The organism is Streptomyces sp. NPDC050509, assembly GCF_044457965.1.
Classification (GTDB): Bacteria; Actinomycetota; Actinomycetes; order Streptomycetales; family Streptomycetaceae; genus Streptomyces.
On the sequence record NZ_JBITHL010000013.1, the window covers coordinates 206,231 to 223,673 of the forward strand.

A 17,443-nucleotide genomic window follows, 5' to 3' on the forward strand; every position below is an offset into this window, starting at 1 on the left:
TGGTCGACCTTGTCCGGGATGGTGCATCGGATCCTGCGGCGGCGCAGGTAGGCGCGGTTTTTGCGGAGCCGGGTCTGTAAAGCGGGCGGTGTAAGTGGGTTTGGTGTGGCTGGAGCTGGTCTGCGGTGAGGCGGCCGTCGAAGGCCAGGTCGAAGGCGTTCATGGCGCTCTTCGAGCGCATCGTCCAGTGTTTGCGGCCGGCGCCGGTCGGGTCGAGGCTCATAACGGCCGTGTAGACGCACTTGAGGGCGGCCTGCTCGGTGGGGAAGTGTCCGTGGGCGCGGACGGCCTTGCGGATGGGCGCGTTGACGCTCTCGATGCTGTTCGTTGTGCATACGATGCGGCGTATCTCTGCATCAAACTGATGGAACGGCGTGAACTCGGGCCGGCTGGACTCCCGGAGGCGGACGATCGCCGGGTACTTCTTGCTCCAGGTCCCGGCGGATTCCAGGAACCGCGTCGTAGCGCCGCGTCCTCGCTCGGCGCGGTGCAGGCGGGCTTGAGCGCCTTGGCGATCTTGTCCCGGTCCTGTCGGGCCGCGTATCGAAATGACGCCCGCAGCAGGTGAACCGCACATGTTTGCACCACAGTTCGCGGCCAGACTTCGCCGACCGCGTCGGGCAGCCCCTCCAAGCCGTCACAGACCAGCACGAGGACGTCTTCGACGCCCCTGTTCTTGAGCTCGGAGAGCACTCGAAGCCAGTGTTTCGCGCCTTCGCCGCCGTCGCCGGGGCACAGGCCGAGGATGTCGCGGTGCCCTTCGGCGGTGACTGCCAGGGCCACGCAGATCGGCCTGTTCGCTGCTTGGCCATCGCGAATCCTGACGTTGACAGCGTCAATGAACACAACGGTCTGGCGCTGGCTGGAGCAGGCGAAGGCGACCGGGCGGGCGGAGGCGCCGGTCCGGCAGGGGTATGCGGTGTCGGACGAGGTGTGGGCGCTGCTGGGTGAGGTGGGCGGGAATGTCGCCGAGCTGAGACGCCGGCTGGCCGCCACCGGTGGAGGGACCGGGGTGCCGTCGGCATCGACGTTGCACCGGGTGATCCGTAGGGACCGATGGGCGGGGCGGGCTTTGCTGACCGGGCGGGAGCCTGAGGTGGCCGGGCCGCGCAGGCCGGATCCCCTCAGCGAGCCGGGCCTGAACGTGGTGGCTGAGAAAGGCGTCGGTGGGCAGGTGTTTCTGCGGGAGCAGAAGCACCTGGCGCAGGTCCCGGTCCTGGTCCCGGATGCCCAGGTGGTGCACGCACCTGCCGTTCGGTCGGTGCTGCGGACGGTCGCGCACGCCGCCGCGGTCGGGGCGGTGGTGTGTTTGTACGGCGACGCCGGCCAGGGGAAGACCGTCGCGCTGCAGTACGCCCTGTCCCAGCTACCGCACCCGGCCAGGGTCCGTCGGGTCCACGTTGGGGCGCACCTGACGGTTCCGGAACTGCGCCGGGTACTCGCGGACGCCCTCGAGCTGGGCAGGCGTCTGCCGCGCGGTGCGGGGGAGGCCGACCTGATGCTGGTGAATGCGCCCGCGCGCCTGCTCCGCCGTGACGCCGGGACCCCCGTGGAACATCACCGGTACGTCGACGGCCCGGCGGATGGCGCCGACGCGTTCCGTCACGGCTGCCGGCAGGAAGTGACCGGAGGAGTCGAGAATCCCCACCCCGCTCGCCCCGTACTCCACGAGCCGGGCGCACTCCTCCGCCAACTGCCGGGGAGTGGCCATGTGGCTCATCAGGAGAACGCCATGCGCTTCGACACCGGCGCCGCGCACGGCAACTTCCGCGCCTGGGCCCAGCTGACCGCCCACACCCGCACCGCCCTGGCCCGCACCGGCCGCCCCCGCGTCGACCAGGAACTGCTGCGCTGGGCCTTCAGTCGCCTCGCCTGACCACCACACCGCCATGCCCCTCGCCGCGCCACCGCCGCCCGTTACCGTGGTCATCGACCGCCATGACGACGCGATCCACACGCACACTGCCCTGGCCGCCCACCACCTGCCGTCCGGCCGGATCACCCTGCACCCCGGCCCGGGAACCACCAGCGAGACCGGCCTCGCCCACGACCTTCTTGCCGCACTCGGCAAACCGCCCCTGTTTCCGGGCCGCTTCCCTGGCGGCTGTCAGCCCGCCTGGGAAGCCGCAGCCGCCTGGTGTGACGGAGCGGTGATCTTCAGAGGGCTGGGCTGCTTTGGTCTGGTGTTTCGTTTTTGGGGATGGGATTCGGGACGGCTGGAGCGGTTGCGTTTGGGCGTGGTGGGCGTGGCTTGGGGGCGTGTTCGGTTTGGTTGTTCGGGTGCCTGACCTGCGGTCCGGTAGTTGTGTGGGATTGATCTTGGGTTTCTGGTAGGTGTGGTGGCACGTCTATAGGCGGCTGTGTTCTCTAGGGGTTTGGGGTTCCGGATGATGCTGGTCAGTGGCGTGTGTGGGTGAGGAAGACGCGGAGGGGGTCGTTCGCGTTGCTGGCCAGGCGGGGCAGTCCGAGTCGGCGGGCGATGAGGTTGAGGGCTTTGTCTGTGTCGCGGTGTGGCCGGTTCGGGAGAGCGGCGAGAGCGCGGGCCAGGGTGGCGGTTTCCGGGTAGATCACCAGGTCGCGTGCCAGGAGTGCGGGGGAGGCGCTGCTGGTGGTGGCGAGGTGGGGGTTGGCTGTGCAGAGCCGTGCCAGGCGGGTGTGCCAGCGGTGGGTGAGGTGTTGTTGGTGGTCGTACCAGCGTGTGGTGATGGCGCGCGCCGCGGTCCAGGCGGTGTTGGCACGTGAGTGCCGTAGGAGTCGCTGGTGGGTGTGGTGCGCGGCGGTGAGTTCGGGCGCGGCCCAGGTGCGGATGGTGGTGGTGAGTCGTGGGTCGGGGGCGGCTTGGTGGTGGCGTGGGCACATCAGCCGTTGCGGCGCCGGGTGGACCCAGGCGGTGTCGGTGGCGCCGTGGCTGTGGTGGCGGGTGCACAGGGTGCAGGCGCGGACGGGCTGCTGCTCGGTCTCGAGCCGCTTCCAGTGCGCGGCTGCTCCGGTGCCGTGGGCGGCGCCGAGCAGGGCGAGGTGGGGCAGGGCACGCGTCAGGTGGGGGAGTGGGGTGCGGGCCAGGACGGCGAGGTGCTGGGCCGCGTTGTGGTTGAGGTGGAGTTCGGCTGCGGGCAGCGTGCCGTGGCGGTGGAGGGTGATGCCGGTGCTATCGAGGAGCTGGGGCAAAGTCAGCCGGTAAGTGTCGGCGAGGCGTTGGGTGTAGGAGGCGGTTGCTTCGCCGGCCACTGGCCGTACACGGAGCACGCCTGGTGCGGCTGACGGGATCCGCAGCCATGCCCCTGTGACGACGATTCGCTGTGCGGCGCCGGCCCCTGCTGTGGCACGGGTCGTGACGTCTGTCCGGCTCACGAGGTGCCGGTACTCCGGCTTCGCGGCCGCGTGTGGGGGCGGTAGTGCTGTTCGGCGAGGTGGTCGAGGCGGATGGCGTCGAGGGTGGTTTTGGTGATGCGTTCGGTGCCGTCGATGAGGGCGGTGATGGCTGCTTGGCGGATAAGGCGGGCGAGGCTGCCGATGCGGCCGGCGGTGCGCTCGTGCAGGTAGGGGGCCAGTTGGGGGAGGGTTCCGGGCCGGTGGTGGCGCAGGTCGAGCGCGCTCTCCATGGCGGTGATGAGGTCGCGGAAGGGCTCTTCGTCGCCGAGGCGGGCGGGGAAGGGGTCGCAGTCGATGAGGGAGGCGCGTCCGGCGAGCTGGGCGCCGCGTACCCCGGTGAACAGGGGTGTGGTGGTGACGTCGATTCCGGCGTAGACGAAGGTGGCGCCGATGCGTTCGGTGAGGTCTTTGATCAGGTCGGCGCTCTGGGCGCCGGTGGTGGTGCGGGGGTTGAGGCGGTGGATTTCGTCGATCATCACCAGCTGTACCCGGGCGGCTGTGTAGGTGTGGCAGACGGCCCCTGTGATCTGGGCCTGGGACATGCCGGCGGCGACGGGGATGCCGAGGTAGCGGGCGAATTCGGCGGCGAGGGTTTTGGCGCTGGCGGCGGGCGGGACCAGGACGTAGGCGACGGGAACATGCTCGGCCGTTGCTGCAGCGCCGTGGCGGCGGATGTGGGCGAGGTGGCAGGCGCGGCCGACCTGGAGCAGGGCGGTAGTTTTCCCGGCGCCGGCGGGGCCGGTGACGATCAGGGAAGGCCGTGCGGTGACGGCCTGGTGGCGGCCGAGGATCATCAGGGTGCGCACGTTCTTGGTGAGGGTGTCGATGGCGGGGGTGCGCACGGTGACGAACCGCGAGTGATAGGCCAGGCGTTCCTCAAGGCTGCGGTGCGGCGTGCCGGGTGGGGGAGGAGCCGCCACGGGTGTGGAGGCGAAGGCCTGGAAGCCGTCCCAGGTGGTCACCGCCTGTGGCTGCGGATCAGGGGCGTCGCCGTCGGCGCTTGCCGTGGCACCGGGAGACCGGTGCGCTGTCGACGAGGACCCGCCGACCGGCGCATCGCTCGTGCCCGGCGGGGCGTTCACCACTGCTCGGCTTCCGCTTCGGCGTCCCACAGCCCGTACCCGCCTGCCTCGGCCGGCAGCACGCTCGCGCCCTCCGGCTCGCTCGTGCCGGTCTCGGCCGCGGTGCCGACGCTGATGAGGTCGTCCAGGCTCTCGCTCCAGTCTGGTGCCGGGGCCGGTGCGGTCTCTGCGTCGAGTGGGCGCCGCTGGCCTGGAAGATCGGGCAACTGTGCTGCCGTACCGGAGCGGGAGGCTCTCCGGCGGCGGGTTTTCTGCTCGGTCTCGGCGGGGTGGCGGGTGCGGCGCAGGAGCTGGTCGAGGGCGTCGGCGAGGTCGGCCTCATGCTGCTCACGATCCCCGCGTTGTTCGACCTCGGCCTGGACATGGCGCCAGATGGCGTCGCTGAAGGGCTGGTGGACGTGGTCGCGGTGGATCCACGGGATTTCGTGGAGGTGTCCGTCGGTGAGGCGGATGAAGATCTGGCGGGCGTCGTGGGGGTTGTGGTGGACCTCCCACTTGCCGTCCCTGGCCGCGACAGGGGAGTGTTGGCTGCGGTGGGGGTCGAGGATGTCGTGGTTGTAGGTGCGGTAGTCGAGGCGGATGCCGCGTTCGGTGATGGGCTGCCAGCGCACGGGCAGTAGTTCGAGGTAGTCGGCCCCGGTGAGCGGGACGGGCACGTAGCCGCTGATGGTGATCAGCGCGGCCCACATTTGGTTCGGGGTGAGGGCGGTTTTGGGCAGGACGGGGTGGCGCAGTCCGTCGTGGGGCCGGTTCTGCCAGCCACAGGTGATCCATTCGTCGAGGAAGTCCTGCAGCTGCGGGATCGTCCACCGTGTCTCGGCCGCCGTCGCGGAGCCGCGGCGCTGCGGGTTGGAGCCGGTATGGCCGGCGACGTGCTGGCAGAACAGGTCGTTGATCGCACCGAACGTCCGCTCCACTACGGCCTTGGCCTGCGGCCGCCTCGGTGGAGCGGGCTGCACACTTACCCCGAGTGTTTCGCAGGCGGCGACGAAGCCCTGCGAGAGGTAGATCTTCCCGCGGTCGACGACGATCATCTCGGGCACGATCACTGGACGGGCGGCCGCGCCTTCCAGGCGCTCGTCCAGCGACAGCATCCGCTCATAGGGCACTTCAGCCCGCGACAGATGCAGCGCTGAGGGCCAGGTGGGGCGGGCAGGATGCGGAACAGCCATCTCGGCCAGGAGCAGTGCGGCGTCGACGGCTTTGGTGCTGTGCGGGCGCAGGACGGCGGCCAGGATGGAGCGGGTGGCGACGTCGACGGCGATCGTCAGCTCCGGCCGCCCCAGCGTGCCGTCCTCCAGGACGGCCATGATGTCCAGGCGGGTGGTGTCGATCTGCACCTGCTCCCCGGGCCGCAGCACCACCGGCGCCGACGATGAGGCGCGGGTGGGGGCGGTGGCGGTGCGTGCGGGACGTCCCGGACGCTCGGTTGGGTCGGCCAGCACACTCACCAGCCGGTAGAACGTCGACCGTGACGGCATCTCCACCACCCCGCGCCCATGGGTGTCCTCCAGGACCTGCCCGACCAGTACCTGCAGTCCCTTCACCGTCCCCTTCGACCGGCCACGCTGGCGCCGCAGAGCCAGCACAGCGGCCACGACCCGCTCGTCGGCATACCCCGTCGGATGACGGCCACGGGCCGGCACCACGCGCTTGTCGACCAGCCCCCACAAACCCTGCTTCCGGTAGGCGTACCGCATCCGCTCCACCGTCGTACGCGTCACCCGCGCGAAGCCGAGCGCCGCCAGCTCCTGCGCCTTGGCCGCATCCCGCTGCGCCAGCGTCCACCGCGCGGGGTCGTACTCCGGCCGCATCGTCTGGCCATCACGGCCACCCTCAGGGTGCGGCCATCCGGTCTCCACCTCTCGGATGTGGGGCAGCCAGGCCAGCGCCCGCTGCTGGGCCGCCACCGGAACGGTCTCGAACAGCCCCCACTGCGGCACCGCGTCCGGCGCCCGCGCGCCCACCACTTCGAAGCCCGGATCGGCGAACAACCGCCCCAGCAGCAGGCTCACTTCGGCGCCAGTCTCCTGCACCAGGTAGACCCGCGGCCCTTGCAGGGCGGCAACCTGCCAGGTCTGTCCCCGGTAGGTGACGTGCGCGCCGACCTCCACCACCGGCCGTTGGCTCTTACCGTGTGTGCCGCCCACTGCACTCGCCCCTTCCCTGGCCGCTCCCGGCGCCCAGCCGCTTTTCAACACCCTCACCACTGCGTTCTGCATCAGCGCAGACCAGCGCCTCCTCGTGCAGCGGCTCATCAAGAGGCGTCGTCAGATGTCCGCACCACAGCGCGTGATAGACAGCCGGCAGGCCCTGCAGGGGATCGCCTACCGCGGCTGCGCCGTCGGCCAGCGGGCAGGGCACGGCGAATACTTCGGCCAGCGCGGCCCGCAGCCCGGGCGGGCCCTGATTGCGGGGGTGGCGGTAGCCGGCCAGCCACCGCAGATTCGCCGCCACCACCGCCGGAGGCGGCTCAAGGCGCCGGTAAGCCCAGCCCACGCGCGCGCACGCTGCTTCCAGGACCACCCGCGCCCGCTGTGCCCTGTCTCCGCCGGCGGCCGGGCTGGCGGGGCAGTCGGCGAGCAGGCCGGTGCCGTCCGCGTACCGGGCGAACAGCTGGGGCACCCACGAACGCACCCGCCCGTCGGCATCCCGCCACAGCAGCCGTACCGGGCGCGCGGACAGGCCGGTCACGTCCGGATCCCGGTCCAGGATCATCAGCTGGATGAGCATCGCGGCCGAACCGTGCACCACGTGCCGTCCGGTGGTCGCCGACCACCACCAGCCCGGCCCCCACCGGCGGCCCGGCACGACCGGAAACGCGGATACCGGCGCCAGGTCCTCGAACCGCACCGACATCGCCGCCTGATCCCACGCCAGCTGTGTCGCCTGTCCGGCAGCAGTGGCGAAGGCGGCCTCGACTCCCGCACTGCTTCCCCCTGCGGCAGCCTGCCGCACCAACCTGCTGTGCCCGTGCCCCTCCATCCCCAACACCCAAGCGCACGCAAGCCTGTTGAACGCCGTGATCCGAATCCGCCACCCGAACGGGTGAACGGTGCTCCGTCATGACGGCGTGTCCGTCCCGTCAGGACTCCGGTGATCCTGACCGCAGGCCGTCGAGTCTCGGTGCAGGTGAGGCGATGTCGGTGGTGTGCGGCAGCATCAGAGCATGACGCAGATGAACAGAGAGTGGGCGATCGAGAAGCTCAAGGGCTTCCTCCACACCGCAGCAGTCGAGTGGGTCGCGCCACCACACGGCATGGTGAGTGCTGGGAGCTTCAAGTTCAAGAATTCTTCCAAGCCGGAGGCGCAGGCTGCTGCGCACATCGCGGAGCAGATCTTGGACCGGGTGATCCCTGACTGGCGATCCGCAGACTGGGAAGAAGCCAAGAGACAGCCGATGTGGCGCCACCGGGAGGCGGCCCACCGCGCGGTCGCCTTCCTGGAGGCAGAACAGGAATTGCAGGAAAATCTCGGCAGTGGCGCGCCCCAGCTTGACGCAGCCACGCTGCACCCATGGGTCTGGGGCAGCGTGCAGGGCCTGTGGAGCAGCGGCCACTTCCGTGAGGCGGTCGGCGCTGCCGCCAGGGCAGTGAACGTTCAATCCCAGGCGAAGCTTGGACGACGGGACGCCTCCGAGGCCAAGCTCCTCTCCGATGCTTTCTCCACCAACCAACCCGCCCCAGGGCACCCACGCTTGCGCCTCAGCGAGAACGGCGGGGGCGACACATTCAAAAACCGCCACGACGGTGCAGGAAACTTCGCAAGGGGTGTCTACTCAGCCATCCGCAATCCCATCGCCCACGAAGAGGATGAGGAACTGGAAGAGAACGAGGCACTGGAGCAGCTCGCCGCCTTCAGTATCTTGGCGAGATGGGTGGCCGCCGCCGCGGTGGAGAATGCCAGTTGAGAGCCGAACTATGCTCCCCGAAAGGGGCGTTCTCCGCGCCAGAGGCGAGCGCGCCGCTACGCCGACGACCGAATCTCGGACCTCTACACGCGCCAAGTGTTCTCCCCGTCAGTGTCACGGAGCAGTAGTGATGCGCGCGGTGGTCAGCAGCGCCTGCTGATGCGGGTGGAGCCGGTCCCACTGGGCGATCTGCAGGTGCGCCCAGTGCCGCAAGCTCTCCGGGACGGGGCCGCCTGCGGAGCCGAGGGTGCGGTATTGCTGCCAGGTGCGGTGCCAGGTGTAGGGCCAGGATGGGTTCCACCACGGGTCCAGGTGGGTGAGAGCGGCTGCCGTGGTGGTGGAGAGGGTGCCGGCGCGGGCTTTGCGGCGTTGCTGGCCCAGCCATCTGCCGAGGGGGAAGCCGTCTTGTCGGGTGTGCTTGTCCGGGGTGAGGTGGCCGTGTCGGGCGGCGTAGGCGCGTGCGTGGTCGATTCCGGGGCTGGCGGGGTAGGAGCGTGTGGCCGGGGCGGGCCGTTCGCCTACGACAGCGTGGGGTGTGATGCCGAGGGCGGTCAGGAGGTCCTGCTGGCCGGGGTGGAGATGCTGCCAGGACTCCTGCTGGACACGGATCCAGCGGCAAAGGCCTCGGGGAAGGTTCGTGGCCGGTACACCGTCGGCACCCGTAGCTGCTGTGCGGAGGCGGTGGTAGGCCTGCTGCCATTGCAGGGGCCAGGGCGGATTCCACCACGGATCGATCATGGTCAGGGCCTCGGCCCGGGTGGGGGAGAGGCGGCCCTGACCGGCGCGTCGTCGTTGCCAGGCCAGCCACTTCCCCAGCGGGAACCCGTCGAGGACGGTGCTGACGGGCGCGGCGATATGGCCGTATTCGGCCGCGTAGGCGCGGGCTTGTGTGAGCGCGGTGTCCAGCAGACCGGGCTCGGCGCGGGGAGCCGGTGGTTGGGAGGCTCGGGCTGTTTCGGCGGTGATGCCGATTTTGGTCAGCAGGCGGTGTTGTTCGGGGTGGAGTGTGCCGTAGTCGGTGCACTGACGCTTCAGCCAGTCGGCCAGCTCCTTCTCAAGGTCCGCAATGCCGGTACCACCACCGTCGGCTGCGGACGCGGACTCTGACTGCTCGCGTACGCGAGTCCAATTGCGTTGCCATTCCAAGGACCAGGTCGGGTTCCACCAGGGATCGAGCGCTGCGAGGAGCGTGCTGACCGGCCATGTCCCGCCTGTACTGCGATGGTGCTCCCGCGCCTGGCGGCGCTGTTCGCTCAGCCACCGGCCCAGCGGAAACCTCTCATGACAAGCTTTCAGGGGCGTGGTGAGGTGGCCATGTGCGGCGGCGTACGTGCGCGCGTGGGCCAGCCCGGGGCCCGTACCGCAGAGCTGGGCGATGATCTCGTGGGGGCGAGCGGCGGCGGTCTCGGCGGTGATGCCGATCTCCGCCAGCAGACGCTGCTGCAGCGGATGCAACTGCTTGTAGCCGGTGCACTGTACGGACAGCCATGTGGCCCAGCCGTCACTGCCGTCCGGCCAGCCACCTTCTGTAGCCTTTTGGTGCCGGTCTCGGGCATGAGCGCGGATCAGATGCCAGGTTCGCTGCCATGCCAGGGGCCACGGCGGGTTCCACCACACGTCGATCGCGTCGAGCACCTGGAGGTGCGCGCCGGGTTCGTCCTGGCGGCGGGTGAGGCAACGCTGGGCAGTGAGCCACTTCCCGAGCAAAAACCCTTGGTACGAGATGTTCTTGGTGGCCAGGGCCAGGCATCCGTGTTCGGCGGCGAAGGCGCGCGCACAGGCAACAGCCTTATCGATGCCTGCTGTCCGGCTCGTTCGGCGCGGGCGTGCGCTACCGGCGGCCTGGGCCGTGAGGCCGATGTCGGCCAGCAGACGGCGTTGTTCGGGGTGGAGTGAGCTGTAGTCGGTGCACTGCAGGTACAGCCATTCCCCGGTCAGCATGTGGGTGTCGGGGAAGCCGTCGGCGGCGTTGAGGGGGCCGTGGCGTCTGACGTGGTCGCGGGCGCGGTAGTAGGAGCGCTGCCACTTCACCGACCAGGGGATGTTCCACCACGGATCCACCTCCTTCAGGACGGCGGCCTTTTCTTCAGGCAGGACCAAGGCGTGGGACTGCTGGTTGTGCACCCATTTCCCCAGGGCGAAGGAACCGACTCGGGTGTCGCGTTGGGTGGCGAGGTGGCCGTGCTGGGCGGCGTAGGTGCGCGCGTGGGCCAGGCCGGCGGCGAAGGCGCCCTCGGCGTGCACGCTGTGACCCCGCAGCCGTTTCTGAGCCGGCAGACCCTCTGTGCCCGCGGTCTGCCGACGCTGGTAGCCCGCGAGAACATCGGCGAGAGGCCGGGGCCGGAGCGCCAAGGGGACCTGCCACAGCCGCTGTTCGTCGTCTCCACTGCCGCCCTCGGTACGGATGCACTGGTACGTCCAGGCAAACAGCGCTCCGTGGGTACAGCCGACCAGACGCTCGGTGAGCCACGAACGCCCCAAGCGATGGCCCAGCTCGCCGGGCACGCAGGGCACATCAGCCAACCGGTAAGGGAGGTGACCACCACCGTCAGCAGCGACACGGAGCCGCCAGGCCCGGCTTGCCAGAAGCGTGGCGAGGGCGACGGTCTCGGGGTAGGTGACCAGATCCCGCGCCAGGATCCGCCACCGCTGCGGATCCTCGCCCGCGGGCATGGCCGCATCCAGCCGCATCGGCCACAGATGTTCCTCGGGCCACTCCTGCGCCCACCACCAGGCTGTGACCGCTTCCGCAACCTCGAACGCCGAATCAGCGACGGGGGAGCGGCGCAGCAGCCTGCGGTGATCCGCCTGCGCCTGGACCACCTCCGGGCATCCGGCCAACCCCACGACACGGCCCCCGCTGCCAGGCACGTTCATCAGCCAGCACCGGTGGCGTGGGCAGACTCGCTGGTGCGCCGCCAGGTACACCCGGGCTGGTGCAACGCGACCGGTCCGCGCAGCCACACAGCCCGGGCACGCCGGACCCCAGGCAGCAACCGTCTCCACCCCGTTGTAGAGCCGCGCCGCCGGCCGCTCCTTCGAGGGGCCCAGCGGCTCCTCCCGCGTCCAGGCCGGCAACGCATGGCGTAAGCCCACCTGCGGCACACGACACAGCGCCGCGACCCGGTCCCGGGCCGCGGCGTTCAAGAACACCTCGCTGTCGCCCTGCAGAGCCCGGACGACGCCCTGCTGGCCAGCCACTTCGGTAACCGACGACAGCAGACTCCGCACCGTCAGGCCGTACCTGTCCGCGATCCGCCCCAGGAACGACAGCGTCATCTCACCCTGCAGGGGAGACACCCGAAAAGCACCCGCGGCCAGCAACAGCTTCCCCACCCATCCCGTCGCTTGTGACACTTATCGTCCTTCGGCTCAACAAGCAGGCGCCGGGCCCGTCGGCCGGTGTCAGGTCAGTAGTCGAGGTCGAGGTAGTCGATGTCGTTGAGGGTGACGTCGGAGAGTCCTGCGGCGCGGCCTCCGCCGTCCTGGAAATAGACGTCCTTAAATCCTTCGGCGATGATCCCCCGCATCTCCTGGTCGCTGGCACCCGCGTTGCGGGCGTCGAACAGGCGCTGCGCGTAGGCCGGGGGGAGGTGCACGGTCAGGCGCCGGAAGCGTCCGTCGTCGGTCGTGCCGACCGGTGCGGTGTACCCGAAGCGGGCCCTGGTCTCCACCGTGATTCCCCTCGCGGTGGCGGCCTGTTTCTGCCGGCGCTTGCGTACCTGTGGCTGCCAGCGCTGGCGTACCGCGTTGTCGAGTTTCGCGGCGACGTCGGCGCGGGCGTGCTTGCGGGCGCCGCGCCGGTAGCGGTTGACGGAGTCGGCGGTGACCCCGAGCTCCTGCGCGACGGCCTTCGCGCTGCCCAACTGCCGGATCAGGTAGCCGATCTGACCCTTCAACGTCTTCGGCGGCTCGCGGGTGAAGCTTTCCCGGTCGGCCCGCTCGATCGCGTCGTCGATCTCCCCCACGGCCTTACTCCCCTTCGTCGAGGACGGCGTCGCCGCCCTTGATGCGGCGGGCCGGGTTGAGGCCCTTCTCCATCAGGTCGACCGCCCACAGCATCGACTGGACGCCCTCCAGCTTCGCCAGGCCGGGCGTGGGTCCGAGGCGGAAACCGCCGGGCTGCGGTTTCCCGGACGTCGCGTACGGCAGGAAGTCCAGCGGGCTCTCCCCCGGCGACGGGTAGACGACGCAGTCGGACAGCACCGCGAGCGGGTACAGGCCCGTCATCTTCGCCATGTTGCCCAGTTTGCGGTGCATGTTGACCCGGGCCTTGCTGATGACGGCGGCGCGGATGTCGGGGCGCCAGGTCGGGCGTTCCAGGGCCGGCCACCGCTCGCCGTCCTTGTAGGACTTGCCCTGCGGGCGCTCCCGTAGTTTCCCGACGCCGCCCTTCACCGTGGCCTTGATGGCGGCGAGGACGGCGGCCATCGCCGGGTCAGCCTGCTTGTGCTGCTCCATCGCGGCGAGGAACTGGTGGTCGTCCAGGTCCTTCGTGACGCCGAGGTCGGCGAGGGTGTCGACGTAGGCGGTCTTGAGGCGGTCGTGCCACGGGTCCAGGTAGGCGCCGGTCTCGCGGCGCAGGTACCCCTCGATGGGGTGGACGTCGTAGCCGAGCTCCTGGGCGTAGGCGACCGTATGCGTCTGGTACCAGGCCGGTCCCGTCGGACGGCTGCCGTCCGGCGTGAACGGCGAAGGCAGGCGCGGGTCCAGCTCGATGTGGGAGAGGTCGACCAGCCAGCTCCCGGGGATCTTCGGGTTGAACGCCGGGGTGTGGAAGTGGTCGGGGGCGGAGAGACCGACGACCAGGCGGGCCGCGGCGGCGAGGAACGCGGTGTTGAGGTCCAGGCCGACCGCGAAGGGCAGCACGCACTCCTCATCGGACAACGTCTCCACCGACCGCACCCACTGGTACGCCTCCTCATTGAGGAACCCGCCGCTCCAGCCAGAGTTCACGACCACGGGATGTTCCGGGGTGGCCTCCGGCGGCGCCGGGTCCATCGGCTCCGTCCCCAACGAGCCCGCGTTGTAGCCGGACACCCAGTTCCCGGTCGTCGGGTCCTGCACGGCCTTCGTCGGCGGGCGCAGCGCCGTCATCAACTCCAGCCCGGACACGGCCGTCGACCCGCGCGGGGTGATGACCCGCTGGGCGTACACACCCAGGACGCGGGCGATGTCGGCCGCCTCGAGGTCCGCGACGCCGGGCCAGGACCGCTCATCGAGGGCGTCCCAGGACAGGATCGCGAGCTGCACGCACTGCCGCTCACGCCCCTGTGCCTTGCGGTAGACCCTTGCCCACGGGCCGAACCCGCGCTGCGTCAGCTGCCACTTCGCCTTCGCCACCTCTTTGACCACTGGATGGTCCTCGGGCAGTCGGAGGGAGCGGCGCTGCTCGTGGCCCTCCAGGCGCTCCGGCAGCCCCAGCTTCACGGCGGCCGCCGCGGTGAGCACGATCAGCGGATCACTGTCCTTGCCGTACCGGTTCAGCTTCGCCGCACCGAGACCCGACTCGCGCAGCGTCCACTCCACCAGCTCCACCACCGTGGTCGCCGGGCAGTCCAACACGATGCCGCCCACGCCGTACGCACTGCCGTCACCGTCCAGCACCGCGAGCGGACCATGCGGGAACCGCGAGTCGGCTACGGGCGCGGAATGCTTCTTCGCCGGACGGCGCGACGTCGCCGACTCAGCCTGGACGACGGGCACCTCCACTACGGCGGGCGCCTCGGGCACGGCCGGGCCGGTGAACGTCTCCGCAACCGGTTCCGGGTTGAGCGCGGGAGCCGGGGCGGGCGTGACAGCGGGAGCTCCGTGGGCCGGGTACTTCGCGGCCCACCCGTTCAGCAGCCGCTGGTAGGCATCCAGGCGCGGCGACTTTGGCTCCGAGCGGCCGTTCTCCCAGTTCTTCACCGACTGGGTCGTCGTCTTCAACGCGGTGGCGAGACGGGCCTGCGTGATACCGGCGGCCTCACGCAGCCGGGCACGCTCCGCCGGAGGCGGGAGATGCGGCTCCTCGTTCAACAGAGCGTCAACGGACGCGAACAGCTCTTCCTCAGATGCCATTCCCTGCACCTTCACATCAGGACCCGATACGGCTTAACCAAAAACTTATCCCACTCCTTAACCTTCCTGTGCCCATTCCAACCCCAGCGCGGCGAGCGCGGCGAGTTTGTCGACGGTGAGCTTCGCGCGGCGGCTTTTGCTGTTGCTGAGGAACACTCCGAGTCGGACTTCTGCCCCGTCCTCCAACTGCTCTGTGTGGCCTCTGGGGACGGTCACGGAGCCCTCCCGGGTCTTGTACTGCGCCAGGGCTGCAATACCCCGCTCGAAGGCTCCCAGGGGCGTCGTGGACGGCTTCGCGGGCGTTTCCTGCTCCGGGGCCGGAGGCGTGATGCCGAGTTGCTCCAGGCGTTCGCGCTGCCCGTCCATCAGCGAAGCCCACACCACCGGTTGGCGCTGTTTCGCGGCCCATCGTCCGATGTCCATGCCGTGGACCGTGACGCCGGGAAGGACCTCCGCCTGGTCCTCATCGCGTACGAGTTCGCGTAGTGCGGCGTAGTGGCGCTGCCAGTCCGCTGGCCACTCGGGGTTCCAGTCTTCGTCGACGGCTTCGAGTGCTGTCTTCCATTCGGGGTGGTCGTCCAGCGCACCAGGACGCCGCAAATTCGCGAGCCACATTCCCAAGGGTCTGTCCAGCATGGCCGCTGTGCGGGGGGCGCAGAGGGTCCAGTGTTGGTCGTAGTAGGCCTTGGCGGCCTCCAGGTTCTCCTGGAACCTTTCATCGGCCATCGACCACACCATGCCGAGCCGCTCCAGCCGCTGGGCGCGCTGCCCGTTCATCTCCCCGGCTCCGTACGCCCGTCGCTGCTCCGCCACCCACTGTCCAAGAGGTGTCGCGCCCTCGCGGTGTCCGTAGGGCACCCTCGCGTTCCCGACCCGCTCGACGTATGTCTTCAGCTTCGCCCAGCCGCGGGCCCAGTCCTGGCGTTCGGTGTCGATGACGTTGAAGGACACCCAGTCCGCGACCATCACCGGGTCGCGCCGCGCCGCAAAACGGAGCAGCAGGCGGGATTCGTCCTCGCCTTCCCCGGGCGGCGTACCGATGTGCTGGGACGGTTGCGCGACGTCCTTCTGCGGCTCCTGGGGAATCGCCAGCAATTCGATTGCCTCTTCGTCGTGAGCGCGCAGGCCTTCCAATACCTTCACCAACGGGCGATACGATCCCGAGGTGAACATGTCTTCCGGCTTTTCCCCGGGCTGGAGGAATACCGGCACGATCAGCGAGGCGATCTTGCCCTGTCCCGGCTTCTGACGCAAAGCGCGCCCGATAGCCTGGACAATGTCATGCGGCGCGCCTTTGGGATCCAGGAGAGCCACGGAATCCACGGCACGAATATCAACGCCCTCACCCAATACGCGACAATTCGAGAGAACGGCACGCAGTGCCGTGGTGCCGAATTTTCCCAGGACTCCGCGCCGGCGCTCGGGCACGTGCTCGCCGCAGAGCCAGTCGGCCCAGATCTGCGCCGGGTACCGCTCAGGCTGGTCGGCGTGCAGCTTGGCCGCCACGCGCTCCAGGCCTTCCGCGTACGCCTGTGCCTCGATGGTGCGGTGGTGGAAGGTGATGCACGTCGACAGGTCGTGCTGCGCCATCGTGTGCAACAGCGCGGCCTGCAAGGCCCCGAGCCGCTGACCGCGCACCTCCTCACTGCTCCGCTCCTCACCCATCAGCCGCTCGGGCGTGACGACGGGGTCCTGGAGCTCCAGGACGATGATCTGGTACCGCGCCAGCAGCCCGCGCGACACAGCAGATGCGAGGGACAGCTTGTAGAGGACGGGCCCGAAGACCCTCTCGTCGTCCATGGAGGCCGCCATCTCCCGAGGCAGTCGGTCGCGCACCCCCTCAGCGACCTCGCGGTTCAGCCGCTCTTCCCAGATCCGTGGCGTCGCCGTCAGGTACAGCCGGCGCGCCGATGGAATGACCCCTTGGTCGTGCACCGCGGCCCAGGCCTTACCCATCGAGCCACTGGTCCTGTGCGCCTCGTCAACCACCGTGAGGTCCATGGGAGGCAACTGCTGCCCGTAGACGCCCTCGAACGCCTCGGAAAGGACATCGAGGCTGGCGTATGTCGCGAAGACGGTGACCGGCCCCTGCCCATGCCACAGGGCGAGCTGTACCGGATTCGTTGTGCTCCGGACCTTGAGATTCCACAATTCCGGGTCGTCCTGGAGAGAACACACCGCGACCGCCGGACCCGTGTGCCCGGCGGCATTCCACGCCTGAACCGTCTGGGACAGCAAATCCAGCGTCGGCACCAGAACGAGAATGTGGCCCTTGGGCGCGAGCCGCTTTGCCGCCGCAGCCGCGATGATGGTCTTTCCCGTTCCGCACGCGGCGTGTACCTGTCCGCGCAGGCCATTCCCAGGAATCCCGCCCGGCGGGATATCGAGACCGCGCACAATGGCGGCAACGGCCTCGATCTGGTGGTCACGTAGTTTCACGGCCATTCCCTTTTTCTCCTTTTCGCGGTATGAGGCGCGTATCAGAATGGAGATTCCCGGAGCGGAGAATGGCCCAGGGGTGATGCTGACTGTTCCCAGATTCTACACAGTGCATGAGTATGATGCATCACTCTTGCGTCAACTTCCGCACCCTAGGGTGACACATGACCGATTCCCACCTTCCCGTGACCGATCGGGGTGTATGCTCGCGAGGTTCGGTGGGGTTGCGTACGGGCAGTTGAGAACGGGGGAGGGGTTCGGGTGGAGCGCAGCGGAGCCCGTCACTACGGTGGGGGCTGGCACTTCGTCAGGCCAGCGATCCGTCACATGCGTTGCAGAGGTGGTAGCTGGGAATCCCGGACCCTACACAGTCCCGCACGCGATGCACCCTCCCTTACTGCCAGCCCAGGCAACCGCGCTTGCGCGGGTGCCCCCAATTCGCGCTTGCGCGAATTGCATTCCGTTCCGGAATTCCGTTTACGGAATTCCATTCCCGCGTTTACGCGGGAATTCGAATTGCGCTTGCGCAATTCGTTCACTATGCAGCGCGCCAGCGCTGCATATCCCGCTCCGCGGG

The 17,443-nt window shown here is 69.3% G+C and carries 11 protein-coding genes and 2 pseudogenes; 3 read left to right on the forward strand and 10 right to left on the reverse strand.

Features of this window, described 5'->3' with window-relative positions:
• Positions 1-121 precede the first annotated feature (121 nt).
• Positions 122-849, reverse strand: a pseudogene (locus ACIBJC_RS32105) (IS256 family transposase); the annotation flags it as partial.
• A 697-nt stretch (positions 850-1,546) separates the two neighbouring features.
• Positions 1,547-1,759: pseudogene (locus tag ACIBJC_RS32110) on the reverse strand (4-hydroxy-2-oxovalerate aldolase); the annotation flags it as partial.
• Between ACIBJC_RS32110 and ACIBJC_RS32115 the strand changes: the two are divergent.
• Together ACIBJC_RS32115 and ACIBJC_RS32120 are read left to right on the forward strand one after the other, a co-directional pair.
• On the forward strand, positions 1,733-1,876 hold the full coding sequence (locus tag ACIBJC_RS32115) for a hypothetical protein (RefSeq protein WP_399298544.1): 144 nt from the start codon (positions 1,733-1,735) through the stop codon (positions 1,874-1,876). The pseudogene ACIBJC_RS32110 and the gene ACIBJC_RS32115 sit on opposite strands and share 27 nt — an antisense overlap.
• Positions 1,877-1,889: 13 nt before the next feature.
• Entirely contained in the window at positions 1,890-2,288 is a 399-nt protein-coding gene (locus tag ACIBJC_RS32120) for a hypothetical protein (RefSeq protein WP_399298546.1), read from the forward strand.
• A gap of 109 nt (positions 2,289-2,397) precedes the next feature.
• Here ACIBJC_RS32120 and ACIBJC_RS32125 read toward each other — a convergent pair whose 3' ends face one another.
• The 4 genes from ACIBJC_RS32125 to ACIBJC_RS32140 form a co-directional block, all read right to left on the reverse strand.
• The gene (locus tag ACIBJC_RS32125; RefSeq protein ID WP_399298548.1) at positions 2,398-3,228 is read right to left on the reverse strand and encodes a hypothetical protein; all 831 of its coding nucleotides are present in this window, start codon (positions 3,226-3,228) and stop codon (positions 2,398-2,400) included.
• Between the two features lie 119 nt (positions 3,229-3,347).
• Positions 3,348-4,334: a TniB family NTP-binding protein gene (locus ACIBJC_RS32130; RefSeq protein WP_399298551.1), complete on the reverse strand. Its 987-nt coding sequence runs from the start codon at positions 4,332-4,334 to the stop codon at positions 3,348-3,350.
• Between the two features lie 116 nt (positions 4,335-4,450).
• Entirely contained in the window at positions 4,451-6,604 is a 2,154-nt protein-coding gene (locus ACIBJC_RS32135; RefSeq protein ID WP_399298553.1) for a transposase, read from the reverse strand.
• The gene (locus ACIBJC_RS32140; protein ID WP_399298554.1) at positions 6,585-7,439 is read right to left on the reverse strand and encodes a TnsA-like heteromeric transposase endonuclease subunit; all 855 of its coding nucleotides are present in this window, start codon (positions 7,437-7,439) and stop codon (positions 6,585-6,587) included. The genes ACIBJC_RS32135 and ACIBJC_RS32140 overlap by 20 nt, the downstream gene beginning before the upstream one ends.
• A 184-nt stretch (positions 7,440-7,623) precedes the next feature.
• On the opposite strand from ACIBJC_RS32140, the gene ACIBJC_RS32145 reads away from it, so the two are divergent.
• On the forward strand, positions 7,624-8,364 hold the full coding sequence (locus ACIBJC_RS32145; RefSeq protein WP_399298556.1) for a TIGR02391 family protein: 741 nt from the start codon (positions 7,624-7,626) through the stop codon (positions 8,362-8,364).
• Positions 8,365-8,478: 114 nt separating this feature from the next.
• On the opposite strand, the gene ACIBJC_RS32150 is transcribed toward ACIBJC_RS32145, so the two are convergent.
• Genes ACIBJC_RS32150 through ACIBJC_RS32165 form a run of 4 tightly spaced genes read right to left on the reverse strand, consistent with a single transcriptional unit; the run spans position 8,479 to position 16,872 of the window.
• Entirely contained in the window at positions 8,479-11,721 is a 3,243-nt protein-coding gene (locus tag ACIBJC_RS32150; RefSeq protein ID WP_399298558.1) for a Helicase associated domain protein, read from the reverse strand.
• A gap of 53 nt (positions 11,722-11,774) precedes the next feature.
• Positions 11,775-12,332 carry a telomere-protecting terminal protein Tpg gene (gene tpg / locus ACIBJC_RS32155; RefSeq protein WP_399298561.1) on the reverse strand — a complete coding sequence of 186 codons (558 nt, stop codon included), beginning with the start codon at positions 12,330-12,332 and terminating at the stop codon, positions 11,775-11,777.
• Positions 12,333-12,336: 4 nt separating this feature from the next.
• Complete coding sequence (gene tap, locus ACIBJC_RS32160; RefSeq protein ID WP_399298563.1) at positions 12,337-14,427, reverse strand: telomere-associated protein Tap; 2,091 nt, start codon at positions 14,425-14,427, stop codon at positions 12,337-12,339.
• A 57-nt stretch (positions 14,428-14,484) separates the two neighbouring features.
• Complete coding sequence (locus ACIBJC_RS32165) at positions 14,485-16,872, reverse strand: Helicase associated domain protein (RefSeq protein WP_399298565.1); 2,388 nt, start codon at positions 16,870-16,872, stop codon at positions 14,485-14,487.
• Positions 16,873-17,443 lie beyond the last annotated feature (571 nt).